Below are 11,890 nucleotides of genomic sequence, written 5' to 3' on the forward strand. Positions count from 1 at the left end.
GTGCGCGCGAAATACCAACGTTCGAGCACGGGAGGTTTGTCGTGGCCAAGAACACGGCTGTGCAGGTGCTGGATGATCTGACCGGCGAGCCCGCGGGGGAGACCGTCGGGTTCGGGCTGGACGGCATCGACTACGACATCGACCTCTCCTTCGCCAACGCCGAGGCGTTGCGCGAGTTCCTGCAGCGCTACGCCGACGCCGGACGCCGGACCGGCGGCCGCAAGAACCGCCCGCGGCTCGTCCCGGGTGCGAAGCTGCCGCGGGCCAAGGCCACGTCGAAGACGGCGAAGCCGGCCGCCGGTCGCCGCGCGGCCGCCAAGAAGGCCGAACCCGTCCAGACCCCGGCTCCGAAGCCCGCCGCCAAGCCCGCCGCGAAGGCCAAGGCCACCACGGCGAAGGCGGCCCCGGCCAAGACCACCACCCGCGCGAAGACCACGGCGAAGGCCGAACCGGCGAAGACCACCCGGGCCCGGAAAGCGGCGGAGCCGAAGAAGTCCACCCCGGCGTCCACGCGCAAGGTGCCCACGGTCACGTTCTCCGCGGCCGAGTAAGTCCACAGGAGACAGAAGACCCCGGAGGCCGTCGGTCTCCGGGGTCTTTCGCGGCGGTCAGGCCGCGCGCTGGGCGCCGTCCGCGTGCCAGGAGGGGTAGCGGTAGCGGGTGTGCAGCAACGCCCGCTGCCGCGCCAGTTCCGCCGCGGAAGGCGGCCGGGGCACGAACGTCCCGAGCAGCTGCGACGCCGCCGCCCGCACCGCCGCCTCGACCGCGGGGAAGCCGGGCCGCAGGCCGTGCTCGGCCAGCGACGCCACCGGGCTGCGGTGGGAGTCGAGCGGCCGTGGGTCCGGCGGCGCGCTCGTCAGGTAGCGGCCGACGAGGCCGGCGGACGTCTCGACCAGCAGCGTCGAGTGGGCCAGCAGCCCGGTCTTCGTGCGGAACACGGCGAAGCCGCACAGCTTGGCGTCCCCGACGAACAACCCGCGGTCGCCGATCCGCGGCACCAGCCCGAGCTGGTCGACGGCCGCGCTCATCACCTGGCCGAGCGCCTCCAGGGGCCGGTCGGCCGGGCCGGGCAGGACGAGCGTCACGTTCAAGTTTCCCGGGTCGTGGAACACCGTGCCGCCGCCGCTGGCCCGGCGCAGCACCGGGACGCCGTCGCGGGCGCACTCGTCGACGCGCACCTCGCGCGTGATCCGCTGCCCGCGGCCCACGACGACGCACACCGGGTTGCGCCAGAGCCACAGCACCGGTGACCCGGACGCGACCCGGAGGAGCGCTTCGTCGAACGCCAGGTTTTCGGCCGGGTCCGTGAACGCGGCACGGACGTCCGACCCCGTCGTCATAGCGCTTTGAGTTCCTCCACGATCTCGCCCACCGACGACTTGGCGTCCCCGAAGAGCATGCTGGTCTTCGGATCGTAGAACAGGTCGTTGTCGATGCCGGCGAACCCGGAGCTCATCCCGCGTTTCAAGACGATCACGGACCGGCTTTCGTTGACCTTGAGGATCGGCATCCCGTAGATCGGCGAGCTGGGGTCGGTCTGCGCGGCCGGGTTCGTGACGTCGTTCGCGCCGATCACCAGCGCGACGTCGGTCTGGGCGAACTCGGAGTTGATCTCGTCCATCTCCTTGAGCTGCTCGTACGGCACGTCGGCCTCGGCGAGCAGCACGTTCATGTGCCCGGGCATCCGGCCGGCCACCGGGTGGATCGCGTAGGCGACCGTGATGCCCTTCTTCTCCAGCAGCTTCGCCATCTCGCGGACGGTGTGCTGCGCCTGCGCCACGGCCATGCCGTAGCCGGGCACCACGACGACCTTGCTCGCGTACGCCATCTGGATCGCGGTGTCGGCCGCGCTGGTCGAACGCACCGGACGGGCTTCCTTCGTCCCACTGCCGGCCGCGACCGCCGGGCCGCCGCCGAAGCCGCCCGCGACGATCGCCGGGATGGACCGGTTCATCGCCTTGGCCATCAGGTTGGTCAGGATCGAGCCGGACGCGCCGACGATCATGCCGGCCACGATCAGCGCCGTGTTGTCCAGCGCCAGGCCCATCGCCGCGGCCGACAGCCCGGTGAACGCGTTGAGCAGCGAGATCACCACCGGCATGTCCGCGCCGCCGATCGGCAGCACGACCGTGAGGCCGAGGATGCCCGCCGCGACGAGCAGGCCGATGATCAGCAGTTCGTTGTCGCCGCCGGTGATGATGAGCACCGCGCAGACGACGGCGATCAGCAGGAGCAGCGCGTTGACCGGCTGCTGCAGCTTGCCCATGGTGATCGGGCGGCCGCTGATCAGCTCCTGCAGCTTGCCGAACGCGACGTTCGAGCCCCAGAAGGAGATCGACCCGATGATCGCCGCGAACAGGGACGCGATCGCGATGTACACCGGCTCGTGCGCGTAGCCGTCGGTGGAGTTGAACTCGACCCAGGCGATGAGCGCGACCGCGCCGCCGCCGACGCCGTTGAACAGCGCCACCATCTGCGGCATCGCGGTCATCTTGACCTTGCGCGCCGACGGGACGCCGACGACCACACCGATCCCGACGCCGAGGACGATCAGCAGCCAGTTGCCCATGCCCGGCGTGAGCAGGGTGGCGACCACCGCGATGCCCATGCCGACCGCGGCGATCCAGTTGCCGCGAACCGCGGTGCGCGGGCCGGTCAGGCCCATCAGGCCGTAGATGAAGAGGGCGAACGCGATGATGTAGAGGATCGCGATGAAGTCGGTCACTTCTCGTCCTCCTCACCGGCAACGGGTTTCTTGGCCTTGAACATCGACAGCATCCGGTCGGTGACCAGGAACCCGCCGACGACGTTGATCGTGCCGAAGGCGATGGCGATCACCAGAAGGATCTTGTTGAACACGCCGTCGACGCCGAGGCCGAGCACGACCAGGCCGCCCAGCAGCACGATGCCGTGGATGGCGTTGGTGCCGGACATCAGCGGCGTGTGCAGGGTGTTGGGCACCTTGGAGATGACGGCGAAGCCGACGAACCCGGCGAGCACCAGCACAGCCAGGTTCTGCACCAAAGGACTCACGACGCGCTCCCTTCGCGCCCGGCCACGCAGGCACCGGCGACGATTTCGTCCTCGAAGTTCAGCTCGAGGGCGCCTTCCTTCGTCACGAGCAGCTCCAGCAGCTCGGTGACGTTGCGCGCGTACAGCTCGCTGGCGTGCGAAGGCATTTCGGCGGGCAGGTTCAGCGGAGACGAGATGGTGACGTCGTGCTCCACGACGTCCTCGCCCGGCTTGGTCAGCTCGCAGTTGCCGCCGGACTCCCCGGCCAGGTCGACGACGACCGAGCCGGCCGGCATGCCCTTGACGGCGTCCGCGGTGACCAGGGTCGGCGCCTTGCGGCCCGGCACCAGCGCCGTCGTGATCACGACGTCGAACCTCGTGATGGCCTCGGTGAGCCGCCGCTGCTGTTCTTCGCGTTCCTCCGGGGTCAGCTCGCGGGCGTACCCGCCTTCGCCGACCGCCTCGATGCCGAGGTCCAGGAACTGCGCGCCCAGCGACTTGACCTGCTCGCCGACCTCGGGCCGCACGTCGTAGCCCGTGGTCTGCGCGCCGAGCCGTTTCGCGGTGGCCAGCGCCTGCAGGCCGGCGACGCCGGCGCCGAGCACGAGCACCTTGGCCGGCGGAACCGTGCCGGCCGCGGTGGTGAGCATCGGGAAGAACCGCGGCAGCTTCTGCGCCGCGAGCAGCACCGCGCGGTAGCCGCCGATGCTGGCCTGCGACGACAGCGCGTCCATCGCCTGGGCCCGGGAAATCCGCGGGATCGCCTCCATCGCGAAGGCGCGCAGGCCCGCTTCTTCGAGCTTCGCGAGCCCTTCCGGGTTGCCGCGGGGATCGAGGAAACCGACGAGCACGGTGCCCCGGCTCAGCTTCGCGATTTCCCCGGGCGAGGGCGCGTTGACCTTGACGACGATCGGCGCGCCCCACGCGTCGCCGAGTTCGGCGCCCGCCTGGGTGTACGCGTCGTCACTCAGGTGCGCACCGGCGCCGGCGCCCGGCTCGACGAGGACGCGCAACCCGCGTTGCGCGAGCCTCCCGACGAGCTTCGGCACCATGGCCACCCGGCGCTCCCCGGGGCGTGACTCGGCCACCACACCCACGGTGAGCTGCTGACTCTGTTCGCTGTCCGCCACACGACCTCCTCATCGGCGAGGCACGATCCGAGGGTTGTACCACGCCGGACCGACAGTCCCCAGTGACGTGAGTCGCAAGTCTCCCGTTTGTCACGGAAGTACGGATGGGGTGCGTGAAACGTTCAGTCGCTTTTCCAGTGCGGGACGCCGAGCAGGACAAGACGCAGCCGTTTTTCCGCCGTTCCGGTGATTTTCTCGTCTTCACCAGGGCGGGCTTCCAGCAGTTCGACAATCGTCGCGAGCATCACGGAAACGATCAAGTCGGCCAGCATGTGCAGGTCTTCGGTGCTCCACGACCGCAGCGGCGCGAACCGGGCGAGGTCGATCGCGAGGTCGCCGGAAAACAGGCGGAGTTCGACGCCGATGGCCTTGGCGAGCGGACCGCCGCCGTAGCGTTCGCGCGTCAGGAACCGGAAATGGTCCTCGTTCGCCCGGACGAACCGGTGCACCGTGACCACCGAGGCGCTGATCATCCCCTGGTAGGTGTCGGGGTCGGTGCGGGCCGAGCGCATCATGCCGCGCAGCGTGCGCGTCGCTTCTTCGACGAGCGCGACGCCCAGTTCCTCCATCGAGGCGAAGTGCCGGTAGAAGGCCGTCGGGACGATTCCGGCGCCCTTGGCGACCTCGCGCAGGGAAAGCGTCGCGAACGGGCGGTCGGCCAGCATGTCCAGGGCGGCGTCCAGGAGCGCCTGACGCGTGCGCTGCTTGCGCTCCTGACGGGTCACCGGCTCTTCGGACACGAGCTCCAGCGTACGGACATCTTTTGGGGGTGCAGGGGGCCTGCCCCCTGCCGGGGGCCGGGGCGGAGCCCCGCTCGACACTGCGTCCACCGCGTTGCTCACGTCACATCCTCGCCTTCCCGCGTTGACAGGGTGTCCACTTCTGCAGTGCACTATTCAGTGTACAGCCGTTCACTGTAACCGAGGAGGTTCCCGATGACGGCGCTCATCCCCCGGCGGGTACGCGGTCTCGCCTCGCTGGCCGAGGCACTGCTGACGCCGCACGGGATGGACCGGTACCTGGAGCTCGTCGACCCGATGCTGGTCCGTCGCGAGATCCGCGGCCTGGTCACGGCGGTGCGGAAGCAGACGCCGGACAGCGTCACCCTCACCGTCCGGCCCAGCCGCGCGTGGCCCGGCTTCGCCGCCGGCCAACACGTCCGCCTGCAGGTGGAGATCGACGGCGTCCGGCGCACGCGCTGCTATTCGCCGTGCGGTTCGCAGTACGAAGGCGAACTGGAGTTCACGGTCAAGGAGCAGGGCCTGGTCTCCGGGCACCTGAACCGCTCGATCGGCGTCGGCTCGGTGGTCGGTCTGTCCACTCCGGACGGCACGTTCACGCTCCCCGCCGCCCGGCCGGACCGGGTGCTGCTCATCTGCGGCGGCAGCGGCATCACGCCGGTGCTGGCCATGGCCCGCACCCTGGTCGACGAGGGGAACCCCGGCGAGATCGTGTTCCTGCAGTACTCGAACGGCCCGGCCGACGCGCTCTACCGCACCGAACTGGCCGAGCTCGCCGCCCGGCACCCCGGGCTGCGCGTGGTGCACGCGTACACCCACTCCGGCGGCGGGGACCTGAACGGCTTCTTTTCGTCAGAGCACCTTTCGCGGGTCGCGCCCTGGTTCCGCGACGCGGAGGCGTTCGTGTGCGGCCCGAAGCCGCTGATGGACGCCGTGCACGAGCAGTTGGGTGAACGCGTGCACACCGAGGAGTTCACGCCGCCCGCGCTGACTCTCGGGGACGCCGGAGGTCAGGTGCGATTCCGGCGGAGCGGCCGCGAATGCGCGAACTCGGGGAAGCCGTTGCTGGAGCAGGCCGAAGAAGCCGGGCTGTCGCCGGAGCACGGCTGCCGGATGGGCATCTGCTTCTCCTGCACCCAGCTCAAGACCGCCGGTCGCGTCCGCAACGCCCGCACCGGCGAGATTTCCGGCGAAGAAGACGAAGAAATCCAGCTCTGCATCTCCGTCCCCGTCGGGGACGTCGAGATCGACGCTTAGGGAGACAGCCATGACCGGTCTGCAGGATCGCCTGACCCCGGAACAGGTCGAGGAGTTCGGCCGCGAGCTCGACGCGCTGCGGCAGCGGATCGTCGACGATCTGGGCCAGGAAGACGTCGACTACATCCACGACATCATCAAGACGCAGCGTGGCCTGGAGGTCGCCGGGCGGGCACTGCTGTTCGCCGGGTTCTTTCCGCCCGCGTGGCTCGTCGGCGTCGGCGCACTGTCGGTGGCCAAGATCCTCGACAACATGGAAATCGGCCACAACGTCATGCACGGCCAGTACGACTGGACGCGCGACCCGGCGCTGAGTTCGCAGCGCTTCGAGTGGGACACCGTGGCGCCGGCGGAGAACTGGCGGCACTCGCACAACTACATCCACCACACGTACACGAACATCCTCGACAAGGACCGCGACATCGGTTACGGCGTCCTGCGGATGGACGACGCCCAGAAGTGGCACCCGTACTACCTCGGCAACCCGGTGTACGCGACGCTGCTGGCGATCTTCTTCCAGTGGGGCGTCATGCTGCACGACCTCGAGATCGAGAACGTCGCCAAGGGCGAGCGCACGTGGGCCGAGAACGTGCCGGTGCTGCGTCGCATCCTGCGGAAGGCGGGGCGGCAGATCGGCAAGGACTACGTCCTGTTCCCGCTGCTGACCGGGCCGCTGGCGCCGCTGACGTTCCTCGGCAACGCGACGGCGAACCTGACCCGCAACCTGTGGGCGTTCGCGATCATCTTCTGCGGCCACTTCCCGGCCGACGTCGAAAGCTTCACCGAGGACGAGACCGCTTCGGAGACGCGCGGTCAGTGGTACCTGCGGCAGATCCTCGGTTCGGCGAACATCAGCGGCGGCCCGCTCTTCCACATCATGAGCGGCAACCTGTCGCACCAGATCGAGCACCACCTGTTCCCGGACATCCCGGCGCGCCGGTACCCGGAGATCGCCGGCGAGGTGCGCGCGATCTGCGAGAAGTACGGCCTGCCGTACCACACCGGGCCGCTGCGCAAGCAGCTCTGGTCGGTGGCGAAGAAGATCGTGAAGCTGGCGCTTCCGCAGAATTCGCCGTCGCCGACTACCGTGGAACCCGACCGGCAGCTCCGAGCAGCGTGAGGGTGACATGGTGGGTCAGTTCGAGCGGGAGAAGGACACCCTGCAGGTGATCACCGAATCGGCCGCGACGCACGTCGGCAACATCGCGAGCATCATCACGGGGGCGATCCGCGACATTGCCCGCGAGACGGGTGACTGGCTCACGGACGTGATCGAGATGCGCGAAGCCGCGCAGAAGGCCCGGGACGACGACCCGGACGCCCCCTGACGCCGGACGGACGGGACATCCCCCGTCCGTCCGGCAACGGGGTCACCAGGGGACGACGCCCCCGTCGTCGAAGAAGCCACCGCGCGGGCCGTCGTCCGGAAGTGTGGCGAGCCGGATCGCGATCGCGGCCCCCTCTTCGGGTGTCTTGGGCGCGTTGAAGCCGGTGAAGTCGGTCGCGACGTAGCCGGGGCAGGCGGCGTTGACGATGACGTTCGTGTCGGCGAGCCTCCGGGCGTACTGCGTCGTGATGCTGTTGAGCATCGACTTCGACGGTGCGTAGGCGGCCAGGATCGGACCGGCCTGCAGCGCCAGCGAGCCCATGGTGCTGGACATGTTGACGATGCGTGGCGACTCCGCGCGGCGCAGCAGCGGGAGCATCGCGTTCGTCACCCGGACGACCCCGAACACGTTGGTGTCGAGGACGGTCCGGACGACGTCGAGGTCAAGCGTCGTCGGGTCCTGCGCGTCGCCGTCGAAGCGACCGGAGATGCCGGCGTTGTTGACGAGGACGTCCAGCCGGCCCGCCGTCCGTTCGACGGACGCGGCCGCGGCGGCGACGCTGTCGTCGGAGGTGACGTCGAGGGCGACGCCGAACGCGTCGACGCCCGCGGCCTGCAGCCGCCGGACGGCTTCCGCCCGCCGGGCGTCGTCGCGCGCGCCCACCGCGACGGTGAAACCGGCCGTTCCGAGGCCCTGCGAGATGGCGAAGCCGATTCCCTTGTTCGCGCCGGTGACCAGCGCGGTCTTCTTGTCGTTCACCAGTCCATGCTCGGTGCGCCACCCGCTGCTCGTCCAAGATCATCCCGGTGTGCTGTGATACTCATGCGGTATCAGGAGGAGGCTTCGCCGGTGCACGACCTCGAGACCCGCGAACTCCGTTATTTCGTCGCCGTCGCCGAGGAGCTCCACTTCGGACGCGCCGCCGTCCGGCTGGGGATCGCCCAGCCGCCGCTCTCCCGTGCCATCCGCCTGCTGGAGCACCGGCTCGGCGTCCGGCTTCTCGAACGGGACTGTCGCGGCGTCGCGCTCACCGATGCCGGCCGGGTGTTGCTCCGCGAGGCCGGTACTGCGCTCGACGCGGTCGCGGCGGCCGGCTGCTTCGCGAGGGACAGGCCGACGTCGCCCTGCTGCACCGCCCGTTCGACGACCTCGCCGGGTTCGACACCGAGGACCTGCACGTCGAGGGCCAGGTCGCGATCGTCCCCGCGGGACATCCCCTGGCCTCGCGCGACCGGCTCACGCTGGCGGACGTCCGCGACGTGCCGGACCTGCCGATGGCCCGGTGGCCCCGGCTCGACGGGACCTACCCGGACTGTCCCGGGCCGGAGGTGCGCACCCAGTCCCAGCTCGCCCAGCTCGTGGCGCTCGGCAGGACGCTGCTCGTCATCCCGCGTCCAGCCGCGCCTGGCAGTGGCCCGAGCACGTCGCGGTGCCGGTCGTCGACGCCCCGGACATCACGACGGTGATCGCGTGGCCGTCGAACAGCCGCTCACGGGAGGTCGCCGTACTCGTCCGTTCAGCGGCCGGGCTCCGCGACGGCTCCGCGGACTCCGGAGGGGTCCGCCCGGACCGTTCGGCACCCGGAACTGTCGGTGCTCCCCGGTAGAGTGGAAGACGGGGGGCGCCCCCGCGGGCCCGCCGCCGAAAACGCGTGGCGCACCGCAGGCGACACCCGCCGGACCACGGAAGCTTCCCCGAGCCGCTGTGGGGGAAAACCGGATGGGCACGCCCACCGAACCCGGCGAGACTGAAGCGGTGACCAGCCTCGACCTGCCGCGTCCCCACCTGCTGCGCCGCGTGTTCGGCCCGCTCGCCTCGCGGGACTTCCTGGCCGAGTACGCCTGGCTCTGGCTCTCCGCGCCGCTGACCGTGTTCGCCCTGCTCAGCTTCCTCGTCTTCCTCGCCGTCGGCGTCTGGCTGACGCCGGTCCTGCTCGGCTTCCTCGTGCTCGGCGGGACCCTCCGCTACGCCCGCGGTCTCGGCGCCGCCCACCGTCGGCTCGCGCGGGCGCTGCTCGGCGTGAGCGCGCCCGTCCCGGGCCGTCCCCGGCTCGAGCCCGGGCTGTGGAGCTGGGTCAGAGCCCGCGTCGGCGATCCGGCGGGCTGGCGCGCGGCCGGTTACCTGCTGCTGCGCCTCCCGCTCACCCTCGCCGGGTTGTTCACGGTCTTCGTCGCGACGATCTACGGCTTCGCCGCGACGACCTACGCGTTCCTCTGGTACCCGCTGGGTGAGCAGCGGCTGCCGGTCTTCGCCATCCACGCCGGGAACTGGACGGCCGCGCTCGCCTGGTCCGCGTCCGGGCTGCTGGTCCTCGTCGCGCTCCCGTGGGTGGTCCACGCCTTCACCGCGCTCGACCGGCTGCTGGTCGTCGGCCTGCTCGGCGAGCGCGTGCTGTCCGAACGGGTCCGCGACCTCGAAGCGAGCCGCGCGACCGCGGTCGAGGACGCCGCCCTGCGCTTGCGGCGCATCGAACGCGACCTGCACGACGGCGCCCAGGCCCAGCTCGTGGCGCTCGCGATGAAGCTCGGCCTGGCCAAGGACGAGCTGGCGGACGTCGACCTGCCCGAGGTCAAGCAGCTGGTCACCGCCGCGCACGCCAACGCGAAGCAGGCACTGACCGAGCTGCGGGACCTCGCCCGCGGCATCCACCCGGCCGCCCTGGACGCGGGTCTCGACGTCGCCCTCGCCACGCTGGTCGCGACGTCCGGGATCGACGCGCGGGTCACCGTCGACCTGCCGCGCCGCCCGCCGCCGTCGCTGGAGACGATCGTCTACTTCAGCGCCGCCGAGCTGCTCACGAACGCGGCGAAGCACGGCGGGACGACGCTGGTCGAAGTCACCGAAGAACGCGACGCGCTGTGGCTGCGGGTGCGTGACCACGGCCGCGGTGGCGCGCGGATCCTGCCGGGCGGCGGGCTGGCCGGCGTCGCCGAGCGGCTGCGGACGGTCGACGGCGAACTGGCCGTCACGAGCCCGCCGGGCGGTCCGACCGAAGTGACCGCGCGGGTGCCGCTGCCCCGCTAAAGTCGCGGCATGCGGATCGTCATCGCCGAGGACTCCACCATCCTGCGCCAGGGCCTCGTCGAGCTGCTGACCTTCCGCGGTCACGAGGTCGTCGCCGCGGTGAAGGACGCCGACGCGCTGCGAGCCGCGGTCGACGAGCACACGCCCGACGTGTCCATTGTGGACATCCGGATGCCGCCTACTCACACCGACGAGGGCCTGCGGGCGGCGATCTCGCTCCGCCGCGAGCTCCCGGGCTGCGCGATCCTGCTGTTCTCCCAGTACGTCGAGACGAAGTACGCCGCCCAGCTGCTGGCCGGCCGCGCGGGCGGCGTCGGGTACCTCCTGAAGGACCGCGTCGCCGAGGTGTCGGACTTCCTCGACGCGCTGCGCCGGGTCGCGGACGGCGAAACGGTGCTGGACCCCGAGGTCGTCAGCCAGCTGTTCTCGGCCACCCGCCAGACCGACGCACTCGGCGGCCTGACTCCGCGCGAGCGCGAAGTACTGGGCCTGATGGCGGAAGGCCGGTCGAACTCCGCCATCGCCGCGAAGCTGTTCCTGTCCGCCGGTTCGGTCGAGAAGTACGTGTCGTCGATCTTCGGCAAGCTCAGCCTGCCACCGTCCGAAGGGGACAATCGCCGGGTGCTGGCGGTGTTGCGCTACCTGGATTCCTGAGCCAGCAGCCCGTCGACGAGCGCGCGCAGCCCCTGCCGGTAGGTGTCGCGGGCGGTCAGCTCGGGCCAGCGGTCCCCGACCGCGGCCAGGCTGGGGAACCGGGCGGAGTCGAGGCTGCCGAAGACCGAATCGCGGTAGCGTGGACGGTCCTGGGCCGCCCGCCGTCCGGCACGGGCGCGGACCAGGATCTCCCCGACGGTGTAGTACCAGATGTCCCGGTAGACGGCGACGGCCCGCTCGGGCGTGCAGCCGCAGCCGAGGGCGCCGCCGACGATGCCCTCGACCATCCACAGCGCCGATTCACCGAGCACGTCGTCGGCCGTCAGCACCTCCACGATCTCGGGCCAGGCGGCCAGTGAGTCGTGCATGACGGTCGCCGCGGCGACGACGCGTTCCCGCGGATCGTCCGGAAGTTCCGGCCTCGGCAGCTGCCCGGCGTAGTGCTCGAGCAGCTGGATCAGGAGGTCGTCCTTGTCGCGTACGTGGTGGTAGAGCGTCGTCGCGCCCACGCCGAGCTCCGTGGCCAGCCGGCGGATCGTCAGCTTCTCCCAGCCGTCGCGGTCGAGGATGACCCGCGCCGCTTCCAGGATCTGCGGGCGGGACGTCGTCGGCGGCCGGCCGATGCGGCCGGCGGTTCGTGGCATGCCCCCATCATGCCGTTCGACACCGAGGGTGCGCCGGTGCTACTTTCGGAACATGTTCGAAAACTACGAGCTGTTCAAGACCTTGATCCGACTTCTGATGG

The 11,890-nt window shown here is 70.6% G+C and carries 13 protein-coding genes and 1 pseudogene; 7 read left to right on the top strand and 7 right to left on the bottom strand.

The window, feature by feature from the left end; genetic code table 11:
* Positions 1 to 41 precede the first annotated feature (41 nt).
* Positions 42 to 551 carry an Lsr2 dimerization domain-containing protein gene (locus tag CF165_RS36460; RefSeq protein WP_240521949.1) on the top strand — a complete coding sequence of 170 codons (510 nt, stop codon included), beginning with the start codon at positions 42 to 44 and terminating at the stop codon, positions 549 to 551.
* Between the two features lie 57 nt (positions 552 to 608).
* On the opposite strand, the gene CF165_RS36465 is transcribed toward CF165_RS36460, so the two are convergent.
* From CF165_RS36465 to CF165_RS36485, 5 genes are all read right to left on the bottom strand, one after another.
* Positions 609 to 1,340, bottom strand: coding sequence for a lipoate--protein ligase family protein (locus CF165_RS36465; protein WP_093952146.1), 732 nt, complete (start codon positions 1,338 to 1,340; stop codon positions 609 to 611).
* The gene (locus CF165_RS36470; protein WP_093952147.1) at positions 1,337 to 2,725 is read right to left on the bottom strand and encodes an NAD(P)(+) transhydrogenase (Re/Si-specific) subunit beta; all 1,389 of its coding nucleotides are present in this window, start codon (positions 2,723 to 2,725) and stop codon (positions 1,337 to 1,339) included. The genes CF165_RS36465 and CF165_RS36470 overlap by 4 nt, the downstream gene beginning before the upstream one ends.
* Positions 2,722 to 3,024, bottom strand: a complete 303-nt coding sequence (locus tag CF165_RS36475; protein ID WP_093952148.1) for an NAD(P) transhydrogenase subunit alpha part 2 — start codon at positions 3,022 to 3,024, stop codon at positions 2,722 to 2,724. The genes CF165_RS36470 and CF165_RS36475 overlap by 4 nt, the downstream gene beginning before the upstream one ends.
* Positions 3,025 to 3,029: 5 nt before the next feature.
* Positions 3,030 to 4,142, bottom strand: a complete 1,113-nt coding sequence (locus tag CF165_RS36480; RefSeq protein ID WP_093952149.1) for a Re/Si-specific NAD(P)(+) transhydrogenase subunit alpha — start codon at positions 4,140 to 4,142, stop codon at positions 3,030 to 3,032.
* A 122-nt stretch (positions 4,143 to 4,264) separates the two neighbouring features.
* The gene (locus CF165_RS36485) at positions 4,265 to 4,882 is read right to left on the bottom strand and encodes a TetR family transcriptional regulator (RefSeq protein ID WP_205661066.1); all 618 of its coding nucleotides are present in this window, start codon (positions 4,880 to 4,882) and stop codon (positions 4,265 to 4,267) included.
* Positions 4,883 to 5,077: 195 nt separating this feature from the next.
* Here CF165_RS36485 and CF165_RS36490 point away from each other — a divergent pair, with 195 nt between their 5' ends.
* From CF165_RS36490 to CF165_RS36500, 3 genes are read left to right on the top strand one after another with little or no spacing between them, the layout of a single operon-like run.
* Entirely contained in the window at positions 5,078 to 6,139 is a 1,062-nt protein-coding gene (locus tag CF165_RS36490; protein ID WP_093952150.1) for a ferredoxin reductase, read from the top strand.
* A gap of 10 nt (positions 6,140 to 6,149) precedes the next feature.
* Positions 6,150 to 7,259, top strand: coding sequence for a fatty acid desaturase family protein (locus CF165_RS36495; RefSeq protein ID WP_093952151.1), 1,110 nt, complete (start codon positions 6,150 to 6,152; stop codon positions 7,257 to 7,259).
* A gap of 7 nt (positions 7,260 to 7,266) precedes the next feature.
* Positions 7,267 to 7,467, top strand: a complete 201-nt coding sequence (locus CF165_RS36500) for a hypothetical protein (RefSeq protein ID WP_093952152.1) — start codon at positions 7,267 to 7,269, stop codon at positions 7,465 to 7,467.
* 42 nt (positions 7,468 to 7,509) lie between these two features.
* Here CF165_RS36500 and CF165_RS36505 read toward each other — a convergent pair whose 3' ends face one another.
* Complete coding sequence (locus tag CF165_RS36505; protein ID WP_093952153.1) at positions 7,510 to 8,226, bottom strand: SDR family oxidoreductase; 717 nt, start codon at positions 8,224 to 8,226, stop codon at positions 7,510 to 7,512.
* 63 nt (positions 8,227 to 8,289) lie between these two features.
* Here CF165_RS36505 and CF165_RS36510 point away from each other — a divergent pair.
* The 3 genes and pseudogenes from CF165_RS36510 (at position 8,290) to CF165_RS36520 (ending at position 11,145) form a co-directional block, all read left to right on the top strand.
* A pseudogene (locus CF165_RS36510) lies at positions 8,290 to 9,073 on the top strand (LysR family transcriptional regulator).
* A gap of 113 nt (positions 9,074 to 9,186) precedes the next feature.
* On the top strand, positions 9,187 to 10,491 hold the full coding sequence (locus CF165_RS36515; RefSeq protein ID WP_093952154.1) for a sensor histidine kinase: 1,305 nt from the start codon (positions 9,187 to 9,189) through the stop codon (positions 10,489 to 10,491).
* Positions 10,492 to 10,500: 9 nt separating this feature from the next.
* Entirely contained in the window at positions 10,501 to 11,145 is a 645-nt protein-coding gene (locus CF165_RS36520; RefSeq protein WP_093952155.1) for a response regulator, read from the top strand.
* Here CF165_RS36520 and CF165_RS36525 read toward each other — a convergent pair.
* On the bottom strand, positions 11,130 to 11,789 hold the full coding sequence (locus tag CF165_RS36525) for a TetR/AcrR family transcriptional regulator (RefSeq protein ID WP_093952156.1): 660 nt from the start codon (positions 11,787 to 11,789) through the stop codon (positions 11,130 to 11,132). The genes CF165_RS36520 and CF165_RS36525 overlap by 16 nt on opposite strands.
* Positions 11,790 to 11,890: the final 101 nt, after the last annotated feature.

The organism is Amycolatopsis vastitatis (assembly GCF_002234595.1).
Taxonomy (GTDB): Bacteria; Actinomycetota; Actinomycetes; order Mycobacteriales; family Pseudonocardiaceae; genus Amycolatopsis; species Amycolatopsis vastitatis.